Here is a 25,677-nt window from a genome sequence, read left to right as displayed (position 1 = left end):
AGAGGTCACACCCGTTCCCATACCGAACACGGAAGTTAAGCTCTTTAGCGCCGATGGTAGTTGGGGGCTTCCCCCTGTGAGAGTAGGACGTCGCTTCGCTTTATTTTTTATGGGGAGGATTAGCTCAGCTGGGAGAGCATCTGCCTTACAAGCAGAGGGTCGGCGGTTCGAGCCCGTCATCCTCCACCATCTTATAAATTTTAAAAGTATTATCGCGGGGTGGAGCAGTGGTAGCTCGTCGGGCTCATAACCCGAAGGTCACAGGTTCAAATCCTGTCTCCGCAACCAAATTATGGTCCCGTGGTGTAGCGGTTAACATGCCTGCCTGTCACGCAGGAGATCGCCGGTTCGATCCCGGTCGGGACCGTCTTTATATGCCGGTGTAGCTCAGTTGGTAGAGCAACTGACTTGTAATCAGTAGGTCGTGGGTTCGACTCCTATCGCCGGCATCAGCCCTTGGAGGGGTAGCGAAGTGGCTAAACGCGGCGGACTGTAAATCCGCTCCTTAGGGTTCGGCGGTTCGAATCCGTCCCCCTCCACCAGTTTTTACTTTTAGGGGCATAGTTCAACGGTAGAATAGAGGTCTCCAAAACCTTTGGTGTGGGTTCGATTCCTACTGCCCCTGCCAAATTTTTCAGGTTAAACTACTGTTATATTTCATATGGCGGTTGTGGCGAAGTGGTTAACGCATCGGATTGTGGTTCCGACATTCGTGGGTTCGATTCCCATCAGTCGCCCCATATAAAACTATTGGGGTATAGCCAAGCGGTAAGGCAACGGATTTTGATTCCGTCATGCCTAGGTTCGAATCCTAGTACCCCAGCCATTTTATTAATAATATGAGCCATTAGCTCAGTTGGTAGAGCATCTGACTTTTAATCAGAGGGTCGAAGGTTCGAGTCCTTCATGGCTCATCATATTTGCGGGTGTGGCGGAATTGGCAGACGCACTAGACTTAGGATCTAGCGCCGCAAGGCGTGGGGGTTCGACTCCCTTCACCCGCACCATTTATTTTAATTACATAATTGCCAGGATAAATAATCTTATGCACATGCGGAAGTAGTTCAGTGGTAGAACACCACCTTGCCAAGGTGGGGGTCGCGAGTTCGAACCTCGTCTTCCGCTCCAAATGTGCCGGGGTGGCGGAACTGGCAGACGCACAGGACTTAAAATCCTGCGGTAGGTGACTACCGTGCCGGTTCGATTCCGGCCCTCGGCACCATTTTTAAATATTATGCGCCCGTAGCTCAATTGGATAGAGCGTCTGACTACGGATCAGAAGGTTGTGGGTTCGACTCCTGCCGGGCGCGCCATAAAAAGATAAGATAGACAGTAACGGAATGTAGCTCAGCTTGGTAGAGCACTTGGTTTGGGACCAAGGGGTCGTAGGTTCGAATCCTGTCATTCCGACCATCTTTTAAATTGGGGCCTTAGCTCAGCTGGGAGAGCGCCTGCCTTGCACGCAGGAGGTCAGCGGTTCGATCCCGCTAGGCTCCACCATATTTGTTTAATTCCGGAGGTATACCCAAGTCTGGCTGAAGGGATCGGTCTTGAAAACCGACAGGCGGGTAACACCGCGCGGGGGTTCGAATCCCTCTACCTCCTCCATTTTTATTTCGGGTCAGTAGCTCAGTTGGTAGAGCATTAGATTGAAGCTCTAAGTGTCGGCGGTTCGATTCCGTCCTGACCCATCTTTTTTGCGGGTGTAGTTTAATGGTAAAACCTCAGCCTTCCAAGCTGATGTCGTGAGTTCGATTCTCATCACCCGCTCCATGAAGGGCCTATAGCTCAGCTGGTTAGAGCGCACGCCTGATAAGCGTGAGGTCGATGGTTCGAGTCCATTTAGGCCCATTATAAATTTATTCCGAAGTAGCTCAGTTGGTAGTAGCACCTGACTGTTAATCAGGTTGTCGCAGGTTCGAGTCCTGCCTTCGGAGCCATGGCCCCTTGGTCAAGCGGTTAAGACACCGCCCTTTCACGGCGGTAACACGGGTTCGAATCCCGTAGGGGTCATCAAATAAAGCATGTAGCATTTTTGCTACATGCTTTTTTCTTGTAATGGGGCTTTTTTCTGTAAGCTGATAAAAGTTTTGTTCGACCGTCTAGTTAAAATTTGAACAAAGTATTTCATATATAAAAGATGTATGTTTTCTGACGGATTTTTTCGTGGTGAATTTAATTTTGTTCATCTAATATGAGGATAGATGGAGGAAAACGACATGAATGTACAAGAGATACGACGTTTTTTAGCACTTTATCAAATGGAACAAAATAAGTCTGAACAATGGTTAACAAATAGATTACAACAAGTTGACAAAGAAGGTGTATATATTCCTTCAACAGAAGAGCTTACTTTTGGTGCACGCGTGGCATGGCGTAATAGTAATAAATGTATCGGTAGATTGTTTTGGCAATCATTACATGTTGAGGATGCACGTGATATTTTAGATGAGCATGCAATTTTTCAAAAGCTATTGCATCATATTCGTTATGCAACAAATGATGGTAAAATCCGTCCAACGATTACGGTATTTGCAGCTGACAGAGTGAGAGTCTGGAACCATCAGCTAATACGTTATGCAGGCTATGAAACGGCTGAAGGCATTGTTGGGGATCCACATTCGGTATCTTTTACAAAGGTTTGTGAATCACTAGGCTGGCGTGGAGAGGGCACAGCTTTTGATGTGCTACCCCTTGTTATACAGGTGGATAATCGAAGTCCACAATGCTTTACAATTCCTCAAGAGGACGTATTGGAAGTTGCTATTCGTCATCCTGAGCATCCCCAAGTAGAAGAGCTTGCGTTGAAATGGTATGCGGTGCCGATTATTTCGAGCATGCGGTTTCAAATGGCAGGTATTGATTTTCAGGCAGCCCCTTTTAATGGCTGGTATATGGGGACAGAAATTGGGGCACGCAATTTAGCCGATCATGATCGTTATAATATATTACCGAGAATAGCTGAAATTTTTGGACTCGATACCACGAGACAGGCATCGCTTTGGCGTGATCGCGCATTAGTAGAATTAAATATTGCGGTCCTTCATTCCTTTAAAGAAGATGGTGTCAGTATTGTCGATCATCATACAGCGGCACAGCAATTTAAGCTGTTTGAAGAAGCAGAACATAAGGCAGGACGTGATTTAACAGGTAACTGGACTTGGTTGATTCCACCATTATCGCCTGCAACAACTCACATCTTTCATAAGCCTTACAATAATGTGTACAATACGCCGAATTATTTCTACCAAAAACCCCCTTACTGAAAATGAGGTGGCTAATACTAGGTACTCAAGGTGTAAAGTTATTGAATACTTCTGATTGAAAAAAGTGTTAGATTGATTAGTCAATCTAACACTTTTACTTTTTAATTTACATATTCATTTTTAGAAGCTCTAAATGAGCAGAAGAATAGTAAAGCCGCAACGACAACAAATAGCCAACCAGCGGTGTTCCAGCCACCAAATAAATCATGCAGGTAACCAAATAAAATAGGGCCTACTGCGGCTAATAAATAGCCTAATGATTGGGCAAAGCCCGATAAATCAGCTGCCTCATATGCCGTACGAGTACGAAGTGTAAAGAACATCATGGCAAGTGAAAATGAAGCGCCGCCTGCTAATCCTAGCAATATCATCCACAATACCGCAAGACTAGTCCATTCCATGACAAGGCCAGTAAAGCCGACAACATAAAATGCAGTAAACATCAAAACTAGAGGTCGTTGTGATGTCATTTTACTAGCGATAATCGGTACAGCTAGAGCCATAGGTACTTGAGAAATTTGCATGATGGAGAACATCCACCCAGCACGATCTGGGGCGATTCCTTGTGCGATATAGATTTCGGGAATCCAAGCTGCAGTTGTATAAAATAATAATGATTGTAAACCCATAGCGCCAGTAACTGCCCAAGTAACGGGTGATTTCCATAATGGAATACGCGTTTTCGTAGAGGCTACAGTTGGTTCAGGTTTATTCGCTTTTAATTGAGGAATCCAAATTACAATCGTTACTACAACAAGAACTAGCGCAATAGCAAGTGCACCTTGCCAGCCAAGAGAAGCATTGGCTATTGGATAACTAATGCCAGCGCCAATTCCTGCAGTTAAGTTCATAGACATTGTAAAAAAGGCCATCAGTAAGCCTACGTGATAAGGGAATTTCAATTTCAACAGCCCTGGTATTAGGACGTTACCAAATGAAATAGCAATACCAATTATCATTGTACCGAACACGAGTAAACCAGTTGTACCAAGTGAGCGCAACACAATTCCTAGTGCTAATAAAATCGTTGATAAAAATAGTGTCAATTCAAGCCCCATTTTTCGTGCAACTACTGGTGCAATGGGTGACACGAGTGCAAATGCAAGCAATGGAATAGTTGTTAGAAAGCCTGCCAGCACATTGGATATGCCAAGATCCTCACGAATAAAGGAAATAATCGGCCCTACAACCGTTAATGGCATACGTAATGTCGAAGCAAGAAAGATGACACCGATGACTAATAAGAGCGTTGTGCCCTTCCAGTTAATCTTTCTGCTAGGATACGTAGATTCTTCGTTTGTTGTCAAAATAAGTACCTCCCTGATACAACAATTATAATTCAAGCCACTATAACACTTTAACACATTAATAAAAATAGTTGAATATTCACAAAATACGGAACTTTAATCGTTTTATTGAAATGTCTTAGGTCGTATGATAAACTAGGACACATCATAAATTTAATAATTATATGCCTCATGTTTGTATTGAGGTAGAGGTCGCGGTATTTATTAGTAAGTTAATGGAGATGACAAGCATTAACGATGTTAGCTGAAAGGAAATATCGCCGAAGTGTGAGGGGACTTGAAAACCTCATGCTGGGGCTGTCTCCGAAAGGAACAGAACTGTCACGTTGGACAACGTGTTGCGCTATCATTTTGAAGAAACAGAGGATTTACTTAGCCATCACAACGTTCATGTGATGGCATTTTTTTGCCTCTTATAAAAGGAAGGAAGCTTTAATGTGAGTGAGATAAAAGTTAATCAGCTCGGTCATAAAGCACCGGAGCTGAAAAAAGAATTAAAAAGCCGTCATATAACAATGATTTCATTAGGCGGTACTATTGGAACAGGTCTATTTTTAGCAAGTGGTGGCGCAATAGCACAAGCAGGGCCAGGCGGTGCACTTCTTGCCTATGCACTAATCGGCATTATGGTGTATTTCTTAATGACGAGCTTAGGCGAGATGGCAGCTTATATGCCGTCATCAGGGTCATTTAGTACGTATGCAACAAAATTTGTAGATCCTGCGCTTGGCTTTGCCCTTGGCTGGAACTACTGGTATAACTGGGCAATTACCATTGCAGCAGAAATTGCAGCAGTTTCTCTTATTATGAAGTACTGGTTCCCAGACAGTTCTTCTGCACTTTGGACTGTTATATTTATTGCGATTGTCCTAACATTTAATTTACTGTCTGTAAAAAGCTATGGGGAAAGTGAATATTGGTTTGCAATGATAAAAGTTGCAACGGTTATTGTTTTTATTATCGTCAGCCTATTGATGATTTTCGGTATTATAGGCGGGCAAGCACCGGTTGGCTTCACAAATTTCTTTATCAGTGATGGGCCATTCCATGGCGGCTTCCTTGCAACATTCGGTATATTTCTAGCAGCAGGCTTCTCGTTCCAAGGGACAGAGCTATTAGGAATCACTGCTGGAGAAACGGATGATCCAGGTAAAAATATTCCGAAAGCTGTTAAATCTGTATTTTGGCGTATTATTTTATTTTATATTTTAGCGATTGCAGCCATTGGGATGTTGATTCCATTTACGGATGCACGTTTATTATCTGAAGATATTGCAGTATCTCCATTTACATTAGTATTTGACCGTTTAGGCATTGCTTTTGCGGCTTCATTAATGAATGCTATTATTTTAACAGCGATGTTGTCCGCAGGTAATTCTGGTTTATATGCTTCATCTCGTATGTTATGGCAATTAGCAGTAGATGGCCACGCACCTAAAATTTTTGCAAAGCTTAGCCGTCGTGGCATTCCGATTTATGCATTACTACTAACATTAGCGGTAGGTTGCTTAGCATTTTTAGCTTCATTCTTTGGAGATGGCGTTGTTTATATGTGGCTTTTAAACGCTTCTGGGATGTCAGGCTTCATTGCCTGGCTTGGTATTGCTTTTAGTCATTATCGCTTCCGTAGAGCGTATGAAGCGCAAGGTTTAGACACGAATTTACTGCCATATAAAGCAAAGCTCTATCCATTCGGTCCACTGTTTGCATTTACTGTCTGTATGATTGTTGTCATTGGTCAAAACTATACAGCTTTCACGGGCGATTCGATTGACTGGTATGGTGTCCTTGTTTCATATATCGGTATACCGCTGTTCGTTGCCTTATGGTTAGGCTATAAAATTAAACATAAAACGAAAATGATTCCACTAGAAAAATGCGATTTAAAAGTGGAAAAGTAAAAAGTGAGCTGTCCTACTAGCGTAGGGCAGCTTTTAGTTTATGACCGTTGATTTCCGCTACGGGCGGACGCTTTCCACGGGCACAACGTAAGCCGCAACCCTCGCATACGCGCGGTCTGTTGCGTCTTACGTAGTTGTGCTGTTCCCGTAGGAGTCGCCGCCCTCCGCTCCAATAATTGTTTGAGTGCCTGGCACTTTCTATATGTTTTAGGCTGTCCTATCAGTAGAGGACAGCTTTTTTGTTTACAAGTATATGGTTATTACAGCATTAAAATTAAAAATAACATATGGTAAGCTATATAAAGTCAGGATAATCATTACAAATAATTATAAGAGTCGTTATTTAATAAAAAGAAGGTTTTTAGAAACGGGGTGCTTGAACTTGCAAAAACATATATTACTTGTAGAAGATGATGTAGCGATACGAGAAATGGTTGAAAAATTTTTAATGATGGAAGGCTTTGTTGTTACAGCTGTTTCAAATGGTGAAGAGGCAGTGCAAACTTGTTTAACAAAATCCTTTGATTTAATTATTTTGGACATCATGATGCCTAAATTAGATGGTTTAGAAGTGTTAAAAAGGGTTCGCGAAAAAGAAGCAATACCAATTATTATAATGTCCGCAAAAGATAGTGATGTTGATAAAGCATTAGGCCTTGGATTAGGTGCAGATGATTATATTGCCAAGCCATTTTCCATGTTGGAATTTTCAGCGCGTGTAAAAGCCGCCATTAGAAGGGCGACTCAATATTCAAGTCCGATGGAAGAAGCAAAAGGAACAATGACTATTGGGAACTTGGTAATTGATGTCGTTAATTTTTCAGTACAGAAAGATCAACAACAGCTGAAGCTGACTTCCAAAGAGTTTGCTATTTTAAAATTATTTATTACTAATCGCAATCGGGTTTTTACTAAACAACAAATCTATCAATTGATTTGGAATGATGACTATTATGGCGATGAAAATATAATTAATGTCCATATAAGAAGATTACGAGAAAAAATCGAAGACGATCCTTCCAAACCCCAGTATATTAAAACACTTTGGGGGATTGGCTATAAATTTGAGGGCTAGCGATATGACATTATTTCTAACAATTATTATTCTTTTTCTTATAGCTATCATTATGTTTCAGAGCAAAGAAAAACGGCAGCAAAACGTTACACTCCATTACATGCACACAAAACTACAAGCTATTATGAATACACAATCACACGAGAAAATTTTAGTTGCTACAACGAATCAAGAATTACAAACATTACTTACTACTATCAATGCATTGCTGGAGGATACACATAAAATACTAGCCAAACATCGCAAAACAGAAAGCTCGATGAAAAAAATGCTTGCTAATATCTCACATGATTTAAAAACGCCATTAACCGTTGTACTAGGCTATACAGAAATGCTGCAGCTACAACATTCGCTAAGCGATGCAGAACGCAATCGTTTACTTGCAGGAATCCATGTGAAAACAGAGGAAGTACTGAAGCTTATTCATACATTTTTTGATTTGGCCAAAATTGAAGCGGGCGATACAGATTACCCCATAACAAAAGTAAACGTAAATGAAATTTGCCGAAAAAATATTTTATCATTTTATGATATGGTGATGTCGTTAGGCCTTGATATTGACATTCACATACCAGAAGCACCGATTTATGCTCTAGGCAATGAGGATGCATTAGATAGAGTATTAAACAATTTAATCGCTAATGCCATCGCTTACGGGGCTGAAGGGCGGAAACTAGGGCTAACAATAAGGACTGATACTAGTGATGTTTATATTGATGTCTGGGATTGTGGCAAAGGGATTGATGAATTTCATATCGATAGCGTCTTTGAGAGAATGTATACGCTTGAAGACTCAAGGAATAAAAGCTTTCAAGGGAGTGGGCTAGGTCTCACGATAACGAAGCGGCTTGTAGAAATCATGAATGGTACTATCCAACTGACGAGTATACCTTATGAAAAAACGGTTTTTACTGTTTCCTTAAAAAGAATAATGTACTAAGCTAGCCCTGCTTGTAGAGCTAAAAATGCTCTATAGGCTTTTTTTCATTTCTTAAGAAATTTGTAAGAATCAAGTAATAAAATAGAGAGTTTTTCTTCTTATAATAAAGAAAGCCACAAATAAGGGAGATGGTTGCAATGGCGTTTATTGTAAAAACAAATCAACTTACAAAAGTCTATGAAGGAAATGAAGTAGTTTCCTCTGTCAATATACATGTGAAGAAGGGAGAGATTTATGGATTTTTAGGTCCAAATGGTGCAGGGAAGACAACGGTTATGAAAATGCTAACGAATTTGGCTAAACCAACAAATGGGGATATCGAAATTTTTGGTGAAAAACTAACGAATCATTCATATGAAGTGTTAAAGAGGATGGGTACAATTATTGAATATCCAATTTTTTATGAAAAGTTAACTGCTCACGAAAATCTCGAATTACATTGCGAATATATGGGATATTACAATAAAAATGAAATTGGGCATGTGCTGGATTTAGTAAAATTAATCAATGTGGAGGGTAAAAAAGTAAGAGATTTTTCACTAGGGATGAAGCAACGATTAGGTATAGCCCGTGCAATTTTGACTAAACCTGAGTTGCTTATTTTAGATGAACCCATTAATGGGCTTGACCCAGTTGGCATAAGGGAGCTAAGACAATTATTCAAAATGTTAAGTAAAGAGTATGGCATTACTATTATCGTTTCCAGCCATATATTAGCTGAAATCGAGCAAATTGCGGATACAATTGGCGTCATTAATAATGGTAAATTAATTGCTGAAGTATCAATGGAGCAGATAAGTCATAACCAGGCAGATTTTATTGAATTAATTGTGAGTGATGGGAAAAAGGCAGCCTTTTTATTAGATAGTCAATTAAAAATTGCCAATTTTAAATGTATAGATGAGCACTGTATTCGTATTTATGATACGTCCATTTCACAAAAAGTAATCTCTAAAACGTTAATAGAGCATGACATCGAGATTGAAGAAATTACTAGAAAAACAAGTTCCTTAGAGGATTATTTCATGAAATTGATCAATGGGGGGAAGGTCCATGCTTAATTTGATGCGTTTAGAAATGAAAAAATACCAATTTGCTAGGTATGTAAAAGCAGCAATCATCGCCAATATCGCTATATTAGGATTTATGTTTATGATTGTAGTTATTTCAAAATTCGAAGGTGATATAGTGCTAGAAAATTATCCTATAGCTTTCGCTATTATTGATTCATTTGTAAGATGTGTATTTATTATTTTTGCCGCAACATTAATAGCAAAGCTTATTATTGGAGAATATAAAAATAAAACAATTATAACAGCATTTATGTATCCGATTAATAGAAAAAAGTTCATTGCCGCAAAGCTTGCTATTGTCGTGCTATTTACATTTAGCGCTATAATACTTTCAAATATTTTTGTAACAATCATTTTCCTTGTAATTAGCACAAACTTCCAACTTGTTCAAGATACGTTGACGAATGCAATGATTATCCAACGCATTCCTACTGTGCTTATGAATGCTGTAGCAGCTTCTGGTATGGCTCTTATTCCATTGTATTTTGGTATGAAAAAATACTCCATTCCAACAACAATCCTGTCATCATTGTTGATTGTCATGGTTGTATCTTCAAATACGGGTAGTTTTTCCTTAAACGATATTATCATCATCCCTATTACATTAGCCATTATTGGCATAGTTGTAGCTTATTTAGCAATCCGCAACATCGAAAAAGTAGATGTTTAATATAGAAAAGCCCCTGTGTGGAATACAATACAGGGGCTTCAAAAGGCTTTGGGGAAGCCTGGCGAACCATATTTATTAATTATTTTCTGGTACATTAGACGTTGGGTAGACGTCTACAGTAAGTTTGGCAGGTGCCGTTAATTTCGCAAAGCTAATATATAGTAGGAAAGAAACTGCACCACCTATAATCCATGCTATATCTAGTCCATCTAGCATTTTAGCGATAGGACCTACATATAACTCCGTATTAATAAATGGAATTTGAATAAAAATCGTTAGCAAATAAATAACCATAGTTGGGATATTAATTTTGCCGAAAATACCATCCTTTTTATTGAACTCATCTGGTGGATAATGTACTCTCTTTAAAATGTAAAAATCTGTTAATGTAATCATGCTCCACGGGATAATAAAGAATAAAATAAACCCTAAGTATAATTGGAAATTAGCCATGAAATTGCTAGAGCTCCAAGTGGCAATAACAGCAATAATTACTCCAATAGCAATAGAAGTAATAGTACGTAGTCTAGCAGATGTTTTAAATGTTAAAAAATTGCTCGCAATCGATAAAATAATAATGCCTGCTCCATAAATGTTTAAGGAGTTAATAACCAGAACACCAAGTGATAATAATAGGGCAATGATGAAACCTAGTGAGCCCATATCTTTAATTTGTGCCATCACATTGCCGTTAACAACCATTGTCGCAATGGCAGCACCTAAAACCATCAACCATACTGAACTAGCAAAGCTTCCAAGGTAACTATAAGTAAACACCTTTTTCGATTGGGATGGGTGAATAAATCTTGAATGGTCAGATACATAAGGACCATATGTAATTTGCCATGTAACACAGATAGAAGTCATTAATAAAAACTGGCTGAAAGAAAAACTACCAGCATTTAAAAGCTCCATTGATACATTCATTAAAATCATAATCGATAAAATAAAAAATACTGCTGTAAAGCCAATCGTATAAATTTTCATTGATTTTTGCAGTAGGCCTTGTCCAAAAATAGCGAGAAGTACCATCGGAATAAGACTAACGATAACAGTTACATTCATGTTAAGACCGAGTGTTTCTTCCACGCCCTGGCCGACTAATACTGTATTTGTTGCGCCGTAGCCTAAATACATAATAAGAATAATTAACATCGGCAAAATGGCCCCGAAGTAGCCAAATTGTGCTCTACTTTGTACTACTTGTGGTAAACCTGCTTTTGGGCCTGTAGCAGAATGGAGTGCCATAATAGTAGCACCAATGCCGTGCCCTAATAAGATAGCAACTAATGACCACCAAAAATTTAAACCTAATACAATAGCGAGTGAACCAGTTACAAGTGTTGTAGAAACTGTACTTGCAGCAAACCATGTGAAAAATAACTCTTTGGCAGTGCCATTACGCTGTTCTAAAGGAATATGTTCATAACTAATTTCCTCAATTGACGAATTGCTCATAGATACCCTCCCTCTTATTTAAACATTTGAAATATAGTAATAGTGTTATAGCATTAAACAGTAACTTTTAATGATGGCCAATAACCAGATTGAATAGCGATTACTTCATTAATGGCTTTCTTTTCTACTTCGTTTACGAAATCTGGATAGCCTTGTGAATCTTGGAACGGGTCTTCTACATCACTTTTTACGCCGCATAATTCTTCAATAATGCGTAAAGTACAGAATGGAACATAAGCGTTGCTGTAACCACCCTCATGGCAAAAGACGATTTTTCCATCGGTATGCTTGTTTGCTAAGTTCATCATGATTTTCGTTAGCTCTGCAAAGCCTTCAGCAGTCATATTCATACGTCCAAGTGGATCGAACATGCCTGGATCTTGTCCAGCAGAAATAATAATTAGCTCTGGTTTATAGTCATTGACGATTGGTTCTACAATCGACTTAAATGCTTCAATATAGCCTGCATTTCCTGTGCCTGGAGGAAGCGGGATGTTGACGTTAAAGCCTTTACCGTCAGCTTCACCTACGTTTTCGGCATAACCGGTATTATTCGGGAAGCTTAAATGCTGATGTACGGAGAAGAATAATACACCATCTGTATCGTAGAATGCACTTTCGGTACCATTACCATGGTGTACATCCCAATCTAGCACCATTACACGTTCTAAATTGTACTTTTGTTTTGCATATTTAGCGGCAATCGCAACATTATTGAAAATACAGAAGCCAATACCTTTTGCAGCCTCTGCATGATGACCTGGTGGGCGAGTTAATGCATAAACATTATCGACTTCACCGTTCATCACAACATCCACAGCTTTTAAAGCACCACCAGTTGACAGTAAAGCAATTTCATAAGAGCCTCTACCAACAATGGCGTGATCCCCAGCGTCACCACCAGTTGTATCACTCAAATGCTTTACTTTATCTACATATTCCTTCGTATGGAACATTTCAATTTCCTCGCGTGTTGCAGAGCGTGGCTCAATTTGTTCTAATGCTTTCATTAAACCGCAACGGTTTAGTAAATTATTAATACGTCTTTTTGTTGAAGGATGTTCAACAAAGACATCTGTTTCTAAATAACCACCTGAAGGTAAATATAAAGTTCCACTTCCGTTATCATGCCAGAAATAACTTTCGTCAAAAATATAACCTGTTTTCATCAATTTTCCGCCCCTTCGTTTTAAAAGTAATGCCTATTTACCTATTTTTTCCTTGGTGCTATCCAAAGTTAAGGTGAAAATTAGTGCTTGCAGTCACAAAAATACTACTTAAGGCAGATTTTTCTTAAAATGAATTTAAGTCATCTTCCTTGGGATAAAATTTAAATGAATATGGTTCATTTGTCAAACTAATTTTTTTTCAATTAGGAAAACTTAATAAATTTAACTATTCTTTAACAAGAAAATTGTATGATTTATTAAAAGTATTAGTTGAATTCTATATTTGTTTGGATTACAATTTTTAAAAATTCAAGATTTTATAGGGGGGCGCATAATGGATAAGGAAAAACGCATCGTAACCTCTGCTATTCAACTATTTAAAGAACAAGGTATCGACAAAATAAAAATCGCTGATATTGTAAAAAGGGCTGGTATAGCACAAGGAACTTTTTATTTGTACTTTCCTTCAAAAATGTCACTTATGCCCGCCATTGCTAAAGTAATGGTTGATAATATTTTTGAAGCAATACAAAAAAATGTGGATGAGCAAGCAACACTAGTTGAGAAATTTAAACAATTAATCGATACAATATTTATGATGACGAGGGAGCATAAGGAACTTGTCGCAATCATTTATGCTGGTTTGTCGGCTTCGGATTATTTAAAAGACTGGGTAAATGCGTATACACCTTACTATAATTGGTTAAAAAAAGAGCTGGACGGCGCAAAGTCGAAAGGTGAAATTTTATTAGCAATTGATTCTTATTCAACGGCTAAGATGGTGTTTGGGTTAATAGAGGCTGCAGCAGAACGGGCTTACTTATTTGATTCAAAAGATGAAGTATTAATTGATGCAGACAAAAAAGATTTACTTGAATTTATTTGTAATGCGTTAATTTTAAACAATGCTGTTGCAAAAAAAGCATAGTAGCTAATTTAGTTATATTATTTTTTTGATATCTATAATTTTTTTTGTAAAACGATACCGCTAGTTTTTTTCACTTGATGTGTGGAATGTAAGTGATTGCAACATCTTCCAATAAGGTAGCGGATTTTTACTAAAATAATAAAGTAGTTTCTTTTTACGCAAAAAATGAATGAAGTTCAGTCATTATTTTATGGAGGGTTTTTAATGGGAAGAGCATGGTTGTATGTAGGGTTAACAAGTTTTTTTGAATTAGTATGGATCTACGGCTTTAACGTGGCCTCACATTGGTGGCACTGGCTATTAATTGTCATATTTATCGGGCTAGATTTGCACTTTTTATCAAAAGCATGTGAGAAATTGCCAACTGGCACAGTGTATGCGATTTTCGCCGCAATAGGCACGATGGGGACAACGTTAATGGATATTTTATTATTTAATCAAGTAGTGAGCATCGGTAAGCTTGTCTTTATTTTAATCTTAATTATAGGTGTGATTGGCTTAAAAGTTGCGGATAGCGTGGAAGAGCATAAACGTGCAAAAGAGGTGATATAGTATGGGATGGCTTTTTGTTTTATTAGCTGCATCGAGTGAACTTGTATCGGTGATTGGTTTAAAAAAATACAGCACAAAAAAAGGATTTATTAGTATGCTGCTCTACGTAGGAGGGTTTGCTGCGTCTCTTAGCTTTTTATATAAGTCCTTTGAATTTTTACAAACAAGTACAGCTTATGCAGTGTGGATAGGTATTGGTACGGCAGGAGCAGTGTTAATCAACATGCTGTTTTTCGGTGAATCCAAAAGTAAAGGCCGTTTAGCGAGTGTTTGCTGTATCATCATTGGAGTTGTAGGGTTAAAGGCATTGTCATAATACTTGGCTAGATAAAGCATTTAATGAATTTCGAGAGACTACTAGTTGATGGTAGCGAAGGCGGCGACTCCCGCGGCTTACGTGTGTGCCCTCGGAAAGCGGCCGCCGTAGCGGACATCAACGGTATAGAAAAAGTGTTAGATTGATTTTAGTCAATCTAACACTTTTTGCTTATTCTACCTATATTTTAAGCAAATAACGTTTCCCATAATAAGTAGATATTTAACGTAACGACAATGACAACGACAAACCATCCAAGAATTGTCGTAATACGGTGATTAACTAGGCTACCCATAATGGTCTTTTTACTTGTAAACATCACAAGTGGGATAAGCGCAAAAGCTATACCGAATGACAGAATGACTTGACTTAAAACAAGCGCATAAGTGGCATTGACACCCGCTGCAATAATAGCCAACGGTGGAATCATCGTAATCGCTCGACGTAAATATAGCGGAATTTTGCGTTGAATAAAGCCTTGCATAACAACGTCGCCTGCCAATGTCCCGACAGAAGAACTTGCAAGCCCTGCAATAAGAAGTCCCAGTCCGAAAGATACCGCTGCCATAGGTCCAAGCGCTTCTCGTAAGCCGTTATAGGCGATATCTAAATCCTCCACTACTAAGCCTTGCGTATGGAATACGGCTGCTGCAATAATCAGCATACTCATGTTAATCGCACCAGCGATAATCATTGCAATGACGATATCGATAAATTCGAAGCGGAAAATACGTCGTTTTTCATTGTCATTACGACCAACTACTCGATTTTGTGTTAATGAAGAATGCAAGTAAATAGCGTGTGGCATAACGGTTGCCCCTAAAATACCTGTAGCAAGTAAAAGGGAGTCAACACCATCAAATTGAGGTGTCAGCATTCCTAATGTTACGTCGCCCCAATTTGGCTGTGCTAAAAATGTTTGGAACGCAAACGCGAGCACAACAATGAGTACCATACCAGAAATACCTGCTTCAAACGCTCTAAAACCTCTACGTTGTAGTTCTAAAATTGCAAATGAACCAATGGCTGTAATAAGTGCTGCTGGCAGCATCGGAATATCAAATAATAAGTATAGACCGAGGGCAGCCCCGATAAATTCTGCGAGATCGGTGGCAATAATGACAAGTTCAGCCTGAATCCATAAAAATATAGAAGTTTTTTTAGAAAAGTTCTCTCTTGCTATTTCTGGCAAGTTTTTTCCCGTTGCAATGCCGAGTTTGGCTGATAAAGATTGAATGAGTACAGCCATTAAATTAGAAAAGGCAATAACCCAAAGAAGTAAATATCCGTACTGCGAGCCAGCTGTAATATTTGTAGCAAAGTTGCCGGGATCAATATAGGCAACAGCCGCAATAAATGCCGGACCTAGGAAAGGTAAAATGCGCCGCCAGCCTTTTATATCTCCATCTAAAACAGCTTGAGCTGCCGGTTTTGTAATTTGTTTATAGGCCATCTTGTTCCCTCGTTTCAAAAAGTATCGTAAATGAAATAAAGTTTCCTATGGGAAAATAATAATACTACTATTCTATAGCTAGAACTGAAAAATGTGAAGAAGTTTGCTCATTATTTTTTTGTAAATTATAAAAAATGCTGGTAAATGGTTGATTTACGGGGTGATTCGTGGATAATTGCTGAATTGCCACAAAACGATGTGAAACAGCCACGAATGGACTTCAAATCGCCCCCAAACCATACAAAATCGCCACAAAGGCAAATGAAAACGCCACCAAAAAATTTACAAAAAACCAGGCAATAACTTCTTTACTTTTTTTATTTACAGGCGTAATATGACATCATTATAAAAGTTTCAAATTTCTAAATCGCTGAAGCAACTAAACGCGGGGGACCCAATTTTGATGGATTGTGTAAACAATTCTTGGGGTGAATCTCTTTTTCAAGAGTAGGGCTACTCAGGCCCGAATCCGACAGCTAACCTCGTAAGCGTTAAGAGCAGAAAAGTTGGAGCTTGTCAGACGTTAAGACGTCTACAAGTCGTATTTAGTGATGACTTGTAGGCGTTTTTTGCTGTCATTTCTTACGATAAAAGCCCCAGTAGATAGAAAGAGACCGATTATGCGAAGGTGTAATCGATTTAGAAAAATGAAACACACTCTATGAAACTAGAAGGTGTTAAGGATGAGATCATCATTCAAACGTTATGTTATCGGTAAACCATTAAGATCCGATGCATTAGGGGAACAAAAGCTTAGTAAAACAAAGGCGCTTGCCATACTTTCATCAGATGCATTGTCTTCGGTGGCATATGGCCCAGAACAAATTTTAATTGTGCTGATGACTGTTAGTACGGTCGCCTTTTGGTATTCGTTACCGATTGCAGCCGGGGTAGTAGTGCTGCTTATCGCACTTACTTTATCGTATCGCCAAGTTATTTTCGCTTATCCACACGGCGGTGGAGCATATGTAGTATCGCGTGAAAATTTAGGGGTAAATGCAGGCCTTGTAGCGGGAGGGTCTTTACTTGTTGATTATATTTTAACGGTTGCAGTAAGTGTTTCAGCGGGGACAGATGCCATTACGTCGGCATTTCCAAGTTTGCATGCTTATAATGTACCGATTGCTGTATTTTTTGTTATTTGCTTAACAATCTTAAATTTACGAGGGGTTACTGAATCGGCATCTATTTTAGCGTACCCAGTATATTTATTCGTCGTTGTCATGTTAGTACTTATTGGGGTAGGAATGTATAACGTAGCAACTGGGCAAGTTCCAGCAGATTTACATTCTAAAATCGGTACACCTGTTGCAGGCATTAGTTTGTTTTTATTATTAAAAGCATTTGCTTCAGGAAGCTCGGCGTTAACAGGTGTTGAAGCCATATCGAATGCAATTCCGAATTTTAAAAGCCCAGCACCGGTAAATGCAGCGAAAACACTCCTAGCGATGGGGAGTATTTTAGCAGTACTCTTTATTGGAATTGTAGGCTTAGCTTATTTCTATGGAGTCGCACCAAATGCACAAGCAACGGTCGTTTCACAAATTGCCGAAGCAAGTGTTGGGCGCAATATATTTTATTATATTGTGCAAGGAACGACAGCAATGATTTTAGTGCTTGCTGCGAATACAGGTTATTCAGCCTTTCCTTTATTGGCAGTCAATTTATCGAAAGATGGCTTTATTCCGAGAATATTTCAAATTCGCGGCGACCGTCTTGGCTATTCAAATGGCATTATGATGCTTGGTTTAGCAGCTATCGTACTTATTATTTTGTTTGACGGCACGACAGAGCATCTAATTCCGCTCTATGCAGTTGGTGTGTTTATTCCATTTACATTAGCCCAATCTGGTATGATGCGAAAATGGTGGCGTGAAAAGCCTAGTGGTTGGGTTATGAAATTTATTATTAATTCAATTGGGGCAGCTATTTCATTTGTCGTAGCGATGATGTTTTTTGTTACTAAACTTCCTCAAGTATGGCCGGTATTTATCTTTTTACCACTTATTATTTGGATGTTTCATCGCATTAAGCATCATTACAATGCTGTTGGGGAGCAACTACGACTTAGTGGAGAAACATTACCGACCGTGGATGGCAATGTCTTTATCGTGCCAGTAGCCGGTATTACAAAAGTGGTAGAAAATTCACTGCATTACGCGAAGTCTTTGAACGTTGAAAAAGTAATCGCCTTTTACGTCGCATTTGATCAGGCAGATGCAAAAGCCTTTGAAGAAAAATGGAAAGCATGGCAACCAGATGTACGGCTTGTTACTTACTATTCGCCATATCGCAGTATTACGCATCCTTTGAAAAAATTTATTGATAAGGTAGAACATCAATATGCAAAAATGGGTTATCAAGTAACGGTAGTGATTCCACAGTTTTTACCGAAAAAAGGGTGGCATCATATGCTGCACAATCAATCGAGTCTATTAATCCGAACATCGCTGTTATTTCACAAAAATGTCGTCATTATGACAGTACCTTTCCATTTATCAAAATAATGACTAGCAAGCTCGAAAATAGTCTGATATAATCAGAACATAAATTGTAAAACACGAACGTTTACGTCAATATAATGCGTAAATACCATTAAATTCCGAAAATTTAAACTTTTTTCAGTGGTAGATTTAACCTTCTGCCGGATGAAGAGAACTATCAGCTTAATACTATTTCACTCATATAATAGCGAGAATATGGCTCGTAAGTTTCTACCGATTTACCGTAAATGAATCGACTATGGGTAGCATTGTTTTAGAAATAGGCATACTAAGTATGTTTTTTCTAATAGTTTCGACGTTTTTGCGCTGAATGCCTTGCTCCACTCGTAGATGAATGGAATCAAAGTATTTAGCGCTTTTTTTATTATTATAAGAAAGAAGGAAAAACAGCAATGAAGTTATTACACGACAAAATTAAGCAGGAAGGTAAAGTTTTATCTTCTTCTGTATTAAAAGTTGACTCATTTTTAAACCACCAAATCGATCCACAACTTATGAAAGAGATTGGGCATGAATTTGCAAATCGCTTCTCTGATGATGTTATTACAAAAGTATTAACGATTGAGTCTTCAGGTATTGCACCATCTGTCTTTTTAGGACTTGAAATTGGGGCACCAGTCGTATTTGCACGTAAACGCAAATCTTTAACATTATCAGATAATCTGTATTCTTCAAAAGTACATTCTTTCACTAAAAACGAAACAAATGAAATTTCAGTATCTTGTAATTTCTTAAATAAAGATGACAGCATCCTAATTGTCGACGATTTCTTAGCAAATGGTGAAGCGGTAAAAGGCTTACTTGATATTGCAGCACAAGCAGGGGCAAATGTTGTTGGTGTTGGTATCGTTATTGAAAAAGGCTTCCAAGATGGCGGTAAATTATTACGTGAACAAGGTGTTCGAGTAGAATCATTGGCAATTGTGGATTCTTTAGAAGATGGTGAAGTAACGTTTGCCACGGAGGATCGTGCATAATGAATGCCTTTAAGTCAACAACGCTAGCAATTCAACATTTACTTGCGATGTATGCAGGTGCTATTTTAGTACCGCTTATTATCGGAGATGCTCTAGGTTTTGATTCAAAGCAAATGACTTATTTAGTAGCGATTGACATTATGATGTGTGGGATCGCTACATTACTGCAAGTGTATTCAGGCAAATTTATCGGTATCGGTTTACCGGTAGTGCTAGGTTGTACTTTTACAGCGGTTAGCCCAATTATTTTAATTGGGACAAACCCTGAACAAGGGATTACTGATATTTATGGTTCCATTATTGCTTCCGGATTAATTGTCGTGGTCATCGCAGGCTTCTTCGGTAAGCTTGTGAAATTTTTCCCACCAGTTGTAACAGGTTCGGTTGTATCAATTATTGGTATTTCATTATTACCAGTAGCATTAAACAATATGGCGGGTGGACAAGGTGCGGCAGATTTTGCATCAGGTTCGAATGTTGCATTAGCGTTTATTACATTAGTTATTATTTTAGTTGTCTATCGTTTTACAACAGGCTTTGCTCGTGCTATTTCCATTTTAATTGGCTTAGTTGCAGGAACTGTTTTAGGCGCATTTATGGGGAAAGTAGATTTCTCGCCTGTATCAGAAGCGGGTGCTTTCCATATGGTGCAGCCATTCTATTTTGGCGTACCGACATTTGATGCATCAGCGATTTTGACAATGACGCTTGTAGCAATGGTTTCTTTAGTAGAATCTTCAGGTGTTTATTTTGCACTGAGCGATATTTGTAATAAAAAACTAGAGTCAAAAGATTTAGCACGTGGCTATCGTTCTGAAGGTCTTGCTTCTGTTATCGGAGGTATTTTTAATGCCTTCCCATATACAACATTCTCTCAAAACGTTGGACTTACGCGTATGTCTGGTGTAAAAGATCGCAAAGTCATTTACCTAACAGGTGCCTTCCTTGTAGCACTTGGCTTCTTACCAAAAATCGCAGCGTTAACAACAATCATTCCAACACCAGTACTTGGTGCGGCAATGTTAGCGATGTTCGGTATGGTGATTACGCAAGGTATGGGTATGCTTGTACCTGTTATGAATGAATCAGCGGAAAATGCGATGATTGCAGCGATTGCAGTTGGTCTTGGTGTCGGTGTATCCGTAGTTCCAGATATTTTTGCATCACTACCACCAGGTATTGCGATTTTAACTTCTAACGGTATCGTCTGTGGTTCGGTTACAGCGATTATCTTAAATATTTTATTTAACATGATTGGGCCAAAGCATAAAAATGATCCGATGCATGGGTGAAAATTAAATTAACGTTCTTATGCCACCTTCTTTTATCTAGTAATTTAGATTAGGAGGTGGCATTTTTTTCTTTTACCATAAGGGGGGACTCATTGGCATGTTTAAATGACGGATTCAGTTAGATGTTCTTGTCGTCTAGTCCCATTACCTTTGTTTAAAGTCATAGCATCTAGCTGGTTATGGTGTCGCCCAATTGGCACGACTGAAGGAGACGTCGAAACAGGGTCTTCGATAACCATGCAATCGAGCGCAAAAATATCTTTTATTAAGGCGTTTGAAATAATGTCAGTTGGCGTACCTTCTGCGACAAGTTTGCCTTCATGTAGGGCAAAAATATAGTCGGCATAACGTGCGGATAAGTTAATATCGTGTAACACCATCACGATGGTCGTGCCATACTTACGATTTAAATCTGTCAGTAAATCTAAAATTTCAACTTGGTACGTTATATCTAAAAATGTTGTTGGCTCATCTAAAAATAAAATATCGGTCTGCTGTGCTAATGCCATGGCAATCCAAACCCGCTGTCTTTGACCACCTGATAGTTCATCAATATGACGATCAGCAAACTCCGTAATTTTCATCATTTCCATCGCTTCTGCGACAGCCGCATAATCTTGTTTTGACCAGCCTTTTAAAAAGCGGTGATGTGGAAATCTACCTCTGCCAATTAAATCTGCAACAGTAATTCCCTCTGGCACAATAGGTGATTGTGGTAATAAGCCTAGTATTTTAGCAAGTTGCCTAGGTGGCATTGTTTGAATTAATTGTCCATCTAACGTCACTTGCCCTGCAGTCGGCTTTATTAGTCGAGCCATTGTCTTCAACAACGTAGATTTTCCGCAGCCATTCGCACCAATAATGATACTGATTTTATTGCTAGGGATCGTTACACTAACGTCTTGTAAAATCGTTTTTTTGTCGTAACCAGCCGTAATGTGTTCTGCTCGAAATGTATGTGTTGGCTTCATGTTATAAATCTCCTTTTCGATTGATACGGATTAATAAATAAATTAAATACGGTGCACCGATAATCCCGGTAATGACGCCAACAGGATATCGGGCATCAAATGCAAACTGACCTATTAAATCTGCAGCTAATACTAAAATAACGCCAATCAAGCCTGCAGGTACGATAGTTGAAAAGCCTACACCAACTATTTTTTTGGCAATAGGACCCGCTAAAAAAGCGACAAAAGCAATAGGACCAGTAGCTGCAGTAGCCGTGGCAATCATCAATACCGAACTAAGTAACAGCAACAAACGTGTTTTATTCGTAGCAACACCGAGTGATGTCGCTGCGTGCTCACCAAGCTCTAATATTTCTAATCTAGTAGCCAAATAAAGGACAATGGGCGTACAAATACAAACGGTGCCAATCAAAGGATAGAGATTTTCTATTTTCGCTCCATTCAAACTACCACTTAACCAACGCATCGCAGAAGGAATGTCGTACGTATTACCAATGACCATTAAATAAGAGATAAAAGCGTTTAACATGGCTTGAATACCAATACCAATTAAAATTAATCGCCCGATGGAGAATGAGCTACCTTTTGACAAAATAAAAATAACGATAGCTGTTAACAGTCCTCCTAAAACAGAAGCAATTGATACAACGGCATTGCTTGCATGCAAGACGATAATACAAAAAACAGCAGCAGCACTAGAGCCAGCTGTGATGCCAATAACGTTAGGGTTGGCCAATGGATTTCGTAGCATCGTTTGGAAAATATATCCGCCAACGCCGAAGGCAAAGCCTGAAAATAGACCAGCAATCATGCGTGGTAATCTGATTGTTCCTACTGCAAAAGAAGCACCTTTAACATTTCCACCTAATACTACACTGACCACATCTTTTACTGGATAAATGGTATTGCCAAGCATCAGCATTAAAAACATAAGTCCAATCGCCATTACTAATAGCAAACACGTCATGAGTATGAAACGACGTTTGCGTTTCATTTTGGAGCTATAAATTGCCATCATTGTTTCATTCATCATAGTGCACGCATTTTCGCTTTCATTGTAATTAAAATTAAAAGTGGGGCTCCTATAAAGGCAGTAACAATACCTACTTCAAGCTCGCTTGGACTGCCTATTAGTCTTCCACACACATCAGCTATTGTTAAAATAATGGCCCCAGCTAATGCGGAAAGGGGGATAATATAGCGGACGTCTGGACCGATTATTAAGCGAATTAAATGTGTCGCTAGCAAACCGATAAAGCCGATTGGCCCGGCTAAAGCTGTTGCCGCACCGCATAATAAGACGCCACCAAATGAAGCAATAAGTCGTATCGTCCCAGTTTTCACACCTAAGCCAGTTGCCACTTCATCTCCAAGTGCAAGCGCATTTAACGCTGGCGCAGAAAAAATCGCAATACCGAGTCCAACGATTAAAAACGGAATAAACAGTGTAATAGTATCCCAGCTTCCTGATCCGACACTGCCAACTTGCCAAAATCGAAATTGATCCATTACTTTCGTGCGCGGAATCATCACTGCCACTACGAGTGATGATAAAATAGCGCTCGTTGCTGCACCTGCTAAGACGAGCTTTATCGGTGTTGCGCCGCCACTACCAAGCGATCCAACAGTAAAGACAAATATAGCAGTAATGAGAGCTCCTATTATGGCCAGCCAAATGTATTGATGTGCAGAACTAATATGTAAAAAAGCAATTCCGCACACAACAAATAAAGCTGCACCTGTATTGACACCTAAAATACTAGGGTCAGCAATAGGATTGCGTGTGACAGATTGCATTAATGCACCCGATACGCCTAAAGCTGCACCGCACATAAAGCAAAAAATTGTTCGGACAATTCTTTGGCGAACAACATTGGCTTCATGTGATGCAACTTCTGAATGGAGTAAACCATCCAGAAGTTGACTCCAAGTAATCATCCGAGAACCAAATACAAGCGATGCAACGACACTAAGGCATAGCAATATGAACAGCAAAATAAGGAGCCTGCTTAAGTTACGAGGCATCAAAATATGCTTTTTTTCTGAGACGGAAGTATGCATCATGTTATTTCAGCTTTTTCGCAACATCGGAGATTAATGATAAATACTCGTCAATTGTGTATTGAATGGATAATGGGTTTGGGTTACCTGCGGCAGCTAATGGCGTATTATCAGTAATGACGACTACTGCACCATTTTGAATTGCTGGCACTTTTCCTAAAATAGGGTCAGCTTGTAATGCCGCTAACGTTTTGTCATCACCATAAGTGATAAAGATTTCGGCATCCTTTAAAGCATCTGCATTTTCAGCACTTAATTCAATATAAAAGCTAGATTCATCAGCAATTTGATCTTTAACGCTTTGTGGATAGTCCATACCTAATTCCTCTAAAAATTCACCGCGAGGATCAGCTGGTGTATAAATATAAAACTTCGATAAATCAGCTGCATTGAACGAACCAAATGCTGCTTTTTTTCCTTTTAATTCTGGGAAACTACTTGCCTTGTCGGCAATTAACTTCTCAGTATCGGCAATTAATTGCTTGCCTTCTTGTTCCATACCCATACCTTTTGCATTGTATAAAATTTGGTCACGCCATGAAATTACCCATGGGATTTCTGGATAAGCAACTACCGGCGCAATTTGGCTTAAAGTATCGTAGTCCTCCTGTGTAATACCTGAATAAGCAGCTAAAATAACATCTGGGTTAGAGTCCGCAATGGCCTCGAAATCTAAACCATCGGTATCTTGATAAATCGTTGGATTTTCTTCTCCTAATTCTTTTAATTTAGCTGCAGTCCAAGGCAACATGCCGCTATCATCTTGTACCCCATAGTTTGCTGCGGAGAAGCCCACTGGTACAACACCAAGTGCTAAGGCAACATCATGGTTTGCCCATGCAATCGTTGCCACACGCTCAGGTTTTTTTTCTATGACAGTTTCTCCAAATGCATGCTTAATGGCAATTGGATACTGTGTTTCAGTTGACTTAGCATCTGTTTTTGCTGTTGCATCTTTTGAATCGGTAGATGCTGAGCCAGACTCTTGATCTGCGCATCCAGCTAAAGCAAAGGAAAGTACAGCTATGATGAACATTGTAAATAATGAAAAGTAACGCTTTTGATTCATATTAGAATAACACTCCTACTAAATATATTTTAAATGATAATGATTATCACTATCAATGAAAATATATATTTATTACGTTCGAATGTCAATAGATTGTTTTATTTATATATTTAAGACATTTAAATAAAGTAATATTTGGTATTATATAGGTTGGAGGGTAGTGGGATAAATGGTATGTGATGAATGTGGCTTTGATGAAGCAAAACAAGAAATGACTTGGCGAAAAGAAGTGACATGCGATGACATATTATACACTTTGTTAATACCAAGATAGTCGTCTGCTGTGTTAGAAGAAATTTTGCAGGGTGCAATAACAGCCCATTACGAAGCCAAGCCATTAACTATTTATATTGATACATTAGAAATAAAAATATCGGCATGTACGAGTTGCATGTTATGAACAAATAATTATCGAAGAGATGTTTTAACTTAAAGGGGGGCTTTGATGGCAGAGAGAGAAAGAGAAAATTTAAAAGCAAAAGAGCAAAGATATAATCCTGGGGGAGCATTAAATAGTGCAGAAGCTCAAGCCCGCACAGGTGCCCCAAGCAGTGGGTGTTTAATCAATATCGGTTCGCTCGTCATTATTATCGTAATTATATTATTAGTTAGAGCGTGTTCAAATTAACGCTAAACTTGAGGGAATTGCGATAGAAGCAGGCGAATCGCCGATAAACCCATGGGAATCGCCGATA

General features: G+C 38.9%; 21 protein-coding genes, 21 tRNA genes, 1 rRNA gene and 3 riboswitches. Of the genes, 35 read left to right on the top strand and 8 right to left on the bottom strand.

Annotation, left to right across the window (positions count from 1 at the left end; all coding sequences use genetic code 11):
- The 23 genes from rrf to ACIQXI_RS16910 all read left to right on the top strand — a co-directional run.
- Nucleotides 1-99, top strand: a 5S ribosomal RNA gene (rrf, locus tag ACIQXI_RS17020); the annotation flags it as partial.
- 14 nt (nt 100-113) lie between these two features.
- Nucleotides 114-189: transfer RNA gene (locus ACIQXI_RS17015), tRNA-Val, on the top strand.
- Nucleotides 190-213: 24 nt separating this feature from the next.
- Nucleotides 214-288, top strand: a tRNA-Met gene (locus tag ACIQXI_RS17010).
- Between the two features lie 6 nt (nt 289-294).
- Nucleotides 295-367 (top strand) — tRNA-Asp (locus ACIQXI_RS17005).
- A gap of 9 nt (nt 368-376) precedes the next feature.
- Nucleotides 377-449 (top strand) — tRNA-Thr (locus tag ACIQXI_RS17000).
- A 9-nt stretch (nt 450-458) separates the two neighbouring features.
- A tRNA-Tyr gene (locus ACIQXI_RS16995) sits at nt 459-542 on the top strand.
- A gap of 12 nt (nt 543-554) precedes the next feature.
- Nucleotides 555-628: transfer RNA gene (locus tag ACIQXI_RS16990), tRNA-Trp, on the top strand.
- Between the two features lie 36 nt (nt 629-664).
- Nucleotides 665-740, top strand: a tRNA-His gene (locus ACIQXI_RS16985).
- A gap of 11 nt (nt 741-751) precedes the next feature.
- Nucleotides 752-826, top strand: a tRNA-Gln gene (locus ACIQXI_RS16980).
- A 15-nt stretch (nt 827-841) separates the two neighbouring features.
- Nucleotides 842-914 (top strand) — tRNA-Lys (locus tag ACIQXI_RS16975).
- Between the two features lie 8 nt (nt 915-922).
- A tRNA-Leu gene (locus ACIQXI_RS16970) sits at nt 923-1,007 on the top strand.
- Nucleotides 1,008-1,053: 46 nt separating this feature from the next.
- Nucleotides 1,054-1,128 (top strand) — tRNA-Gly (locus ACIQXI_RS16965).
- A 5-nt stretch (nt 1,129-1,133) separates the two neighbouring features.
- A tRNA-Leu gene (locus tag ACIQXI_RS16960) sits at nt 1,134-1,222 on the top strand.
- A gap of 14 nt (nt 1,223-1,236) precedes the next feature.
- A tRNA-Arg gene (locus ACIQXI_RS16955) sits at nt 1,237-1,313 on the top strand.
- A 23-nt stretch (nt 1,314-1,336) separates the two neighbouring features.
- Nucleotides 1,337-1,413, top strand: a tRNA-Pro gene (locus ACIQXI_RS16950).
- Between the two features lie 11 nt (nt 1,414-1,424).
- A tRNA-Ala gene (locus ACIQXI_RS16945) sits at nt 1,425-1,500 on the top strand.
- A 15-nt stretch (nt 1,501-1,515) separates the two neighbouring features.
- Nucleotides 1,516-1,608 (top strand) — tRNA-Ser (locus ACIQXI_RS16940).
- 10 nt (nt 1,609-1,618) lie between these two features.
- Nucleotides 1,619-1,691: transfer RNA gene (locus ACIQXI_RS16935), tRNA-Phe, on the top strand.
- A gap of 8 nt (nt 1,692-1,699) precedes the next feature.
- Nucleotides 1,700-1,773, top strand: a tRNA-Gly gene (locus ACIQXI_RS16930).
- 4 nt (nt 1,774-1,777) lie between these two features.
- Nucleotides 1,778-1,851 (top strand) — tRNA-Ile (locus ACIQXI_RS16925).
- A gap of 12 nt (nt 1,852-1,863) precedes the next feature.
- A tRNA-Asn gene (locus ACIQXI_RS16920) sits at nt 1,864-1,940 on the top strand.
- Nucleotide 1,941: 1 nt separating this feature from the next.
- A tRNA-Glu gene (locus ACIQXI_RS16915) sits at nt 1,942-2,013 on the top strand.
- Between the two features lie 206 nt (nt 2,014-2,219).
- On the top strand, nt 2,220-3,266 hold the full coding sequence (locus ACIQXI_RS16910) for a nitric oxide synthase oxygenase (RefSeq protein ID WP_402927259.1): 1,047 nt from the start codon (nt 2,220-2,222) through the stop codon (nt 3,264-3,266).
- A gap of 101 nt (nt 3,267-3,367) precedes the next feature.
- On the opposite strand, the gene ACIQXI_RS16905 is transcribed toward ACIQXI_RS16910, so the two are convergent.
- The gene (locus tag ACIQXI_RS16905; protein ID WP_402927257.1) at nt 3,368-4,573 is read right to left on the bottom strand and encodes a CynX/NimT family MFS transporter; all 1,206 of its coding nucleotides are present in this window, start codon (nt 4,571-4,573) and stop codon (nt 3,368-3,370) included.
- A 178-nt stretch (nt 4,574-4,751) separates the two neighbouring features.
- A riboswitch (Lysine riboswitch) is annotated at nt 4,752-4,927 on the top strand.
- A gap of 83 nt (nt 4,928-5,010) precedes the next feature.
- On the opposite strand from ACIQXI_RS16905, the gene ACIQXI_RS16900 reads away from it, so the two are divergent.
- The 5 genes from ACIQXI_RS16900 (at nt 5,011) to ACIQXI_RS16880 (ending at nt 10,232) form a co-directional block, all read left to right on the top strand.
- Entirely contained in the window at nt 5,011-6,474 is a 1,464-nt protein-coding gene (locus tag ACIQXI_RS16900; protein WP_402927256.1) for an amino acid permease, read from the top strand.
- Between the two features lie 382 nt (nt 6,475-6,856).
- Complete coding sequence (locus tag ACIQXI_RS16895) at nt 6,857-7,549, top strand: response regulator transcription factor (RefSeq protein ID WP_402927254.1); 693 nt, start codon at nt 6,857-6,859, stop codon at nt 7,547-7,549.
- A 4-nt stretch (nt 7,550-7,553) separates the two neighbouring features.
- On the top strand, nt 7,554-8,489 hold the full coding sequence (locus ACIQXI_RS16890; RefSeq protein WP_402927252.1) for a sensor histidine kinase: 936 nt from the start codon (nt 7,554-7,556) through the stop codon (nt 8,487-8,489).
- A gap of 137 nt (nt 8,490-8,626) precedes the next feature.
- A complete protein-coding gene (locus tag ACIQXI_RS16885) occupies nt 8,627-9,550 on the top strand; it encodes an ABC transporter ATP-binding protein (protein WP_402927249.1) in 924 nt (307 codons plus the stop codon).
- Nucleotides 9,543-10,232, top strand: a complete 690-nt coding sequence (locus ACIQXI_RS16880; RefSeq protein WP_402927247.1) for an ABC transporter permease — start codon at nt 9,543-9,545, stop codon at nt 10,230-10,232. Before ACIQXI_RS16885 ends, ACIQXI_RS16880 begins: the two co-directional genes overlap by 8 nt.
- 75 nt (nt 10,233-10,307) lie before the next feature.
- On the opposite strand, the gene ACIQXI_RS16875 is transcribed toward ACIQXI_RS16880, so the two are convergent.
- Nucleotides 10,308-11,690 (bottom strand): purine-cytosine permease family protein, encoded by a 1,383-nt coding sequence (locus ACIQXI_RS16875; RefSeq protein ID WP_402927245.1) that lies wholly within the window; start codon nt 11,688-11,690, stop codon nt 10,308-10,310.
- A 53-nt stretch (nt 11,691-11,743) separates the two neighbouring features.
- Nucleotides 11,744-12,859: a class II histone deacetylase gene (locus ACIQXI_RS16870; RefSeq protein WP_402927243.1), complete on the bottom strand. Its 1,116-nt coding sequence runs from the start codon at nt 12,857-12,859 to the stop codon at nt 11,744-11,746.
- A 334-nt stretch (nt 12,860-13,193) separates the two neighbouring features.
- On the opposite strand from ACIQXI_RS16870, the gene ACIQXI_RS16865 reads away from it, so the two are divergent.
- The 3 genes from ACIQXI_RS16865 to ACIQXI_RS16855 all read left to right on the top strand — a co-directional run bounded on the left by ACIQXI_RS16865 (nt 13,194) and on the right by ACIQXI_RS16855 (nt 14,655).
- On the top strand, nt 13,194-13,787 hold the full coding sequence (locus ACIQXI_RS16865; RefSeq protein WP_402927240.1) for a TetR/AcrR family transcriptional regulator: 594 nt from the start codon (nt 13,194-13,196) through the stop codon (nt 13,785-13,787).
- A 204-nt stretch (nt 13,788-13,991) separates the two neighbouring features.
- Nucleotides 13,992-14,339 (top strand): DMT family transporter, encoded by a 348-nt coding sequence (locus tag ACIQXI_RS16860; protein WP_402927237.1) that lies wholly within the window; start codon nt 13,992-13,994, stop codon nt 14,337-14,339.
- A 1-nt stretch (nt 14,340) separates the two neighbouring features.
- Entirely contained in the window at nt 14,341-14,655 is a 315-nt protein-coding gene (locus tag ACIQXI_RS16855; protein WP_402927235.1) for a DMT family transporter, read from the top strand.
- A gap of 187 nt (nt 14,656-14,842) precedes the next feature.
- Here ACIQXI_RS16855 and ACIQXI_RS16850 read toward each other — a convergent pair whose 3' ends face one another.
- Nucleotides 14,843-16,108 (bottom strand): Nramp family divalent metal transporter, encoded by a 1,266-nt coding sequence (locus tag ACIQXI_RS16850; RefSeq protein ID WP_402927233.1) that lies wholly within the window; start codon nt 16,106-16,108, stop codon nt 14,843-14,845.
- A 358-nt stretch (nt 16,109-16,466) separates the two neighbouring features.
- A riboswitch (cyclic di-AMP (ydaO/yuaA leader) is annotated at nt 16,467-16,613 on the top strand.
- Nucleotides 16,614-16,791: 178 nt separating this feature from the next.
- Here ACIQXI_RS16850 and ACIQXI_RS16845 point away from each other — a divergent pair.
- The 3 genes from ACIQXI_RS16845 (at nt 16,792) to ACIQXI_RS16835 (ending at nt 20,881) form a co-directional block, all read left to right on the top strand.
- Entirely contained in the window at nt 16,792-18,615 is a 1,824-nt protein-coding gene (locus tag ACIQXI_RS16845; protein ID WP_402927230.1) for an APC family permease, read from the top strand.
- Between the two features lie 154 nt (nt 18,616-18,769).
- Nucleotides 18,770-18,871: riboswitch (purine riboswitch) on the top strand.
- A gap of 133 nt (nt 18,872-19,004) precedes the next feature.
- Complete coding sequence (locus tag ACIQXI_RS16840) at nt 19,005-19,589, top strand: xanthine phosphoribosyltransferase (protein ID WP_402927228.1); 585 nt, start codon at nt 19,005-19,007, stop codon at nt 19,587-19,589.
- On the top strand, nt 19,589-20,881 hold the full coding sequence (locus tag ACIQXI_RS16835) for a nucleobase:cation symporter-2 family protein (RefSeq protein ID WP_402927225.1): 1,293 nt from the start codon (nt 19,589-19,591) through the stop codon (nt 20,879-20,881). The genes ACIQXI_RS16840 and ACIQXI_RS16835 overlap by 1 nt, the downstream gene beginning before the upstream one ends.
- A gap of 101 nt (nt 20,882-20,982) precedes the next feature.
- Here ACIQXI_RS16835 and ACIQXI_RS16830 read toward each other — a convergent pair whose 3' ends face one another.
- Genes ACIQXI_RS16830 through ACIQXI_RS16815 form a run of 4 tightly spaced genes read right to left on the bottom strand, consistent with a single transcriptional unit; the run spans nt 20,983 to nt 24,982 of the window.
- Nucleotides 20,983-21,852, bottom strand: coding sequence for an ABC transporter ATP-binding protein (locus tag ACIQXI_RS16830; RefSeq protein WP_402927222.1), 870 nt, complete (start codon nt 21,850-21,852; stop codon nt 20,983-20,985).
- Nucleotide 21,853: 1 nt separating this feature from the next.
- On the bottom strand, nt 21,854-22,885 hold the full coding sequence (locus ACIQXI_RS16825; RefSeq protein ID WP_402927219.1) for a FecCD family ABC transporter permease: 1,032 nt from the start codon (nt 22,883-22,885) through the stop codon (nt 21,854-21,856).
- Nucleotides 22,882-23,916, bottom strand: coding sequence for a FecCD family ABC transporter permease (locus tag ACIQXI_RS16820; protein ID WP_402927218.1), 1,035 nt, complete (start codon nt 23,914-23,916; stop codon nt 22,882-22,884). The genes ACIQXI_RS16825 and ACIQXI_RS16820 overlap by 4 nt, the downstream gene beginning before the upstream one ends.
- A 1-nt stretch (nt 23,917) precedes the next feature.
- A complete protein-coding gene (locus tag ACIQXI_RS16815; protein WP_402927215.1) occupies nt 23,918-24,982 on the bottom strand; it encodes an iron-siderophore ABC transporter substrate-binding protein in 1,065 nt (354 codons plus the stop codon).
- 445 nt (nt 24,983-25,427) lie between these two features.
- Between ACIQXI_RS16815 and ACIQXI_RS16810 the strand changes: the two genes are divergently transcribed.
- Nucleotides 25,428-25,610: a DUF6366 family protein gene (locus ACIQXI_RS16810; RefSeq protein ID WP_402927213.1), complete on the top strand. Its 183-nt coding sequence runs from the start codon at nt 25,428-25,430 to the stop codon at nt 25,608-25,610.
- The last annotated feature ends 67 nt before the right edge of the window (nt 25,611-25,677 follow it).

This window comes from Lysinibacillus sp. NPDC097195 (assembly GCF_044762075.1).
Taxonomy (GTDB): Bacteria; Bacillota; Bacilli; order Bacillales_A; family Planococcaceae; genus Lysinibacillus.
This window is presented reverse-complemented; position numbering and strand designations above follow the sequence as displayed.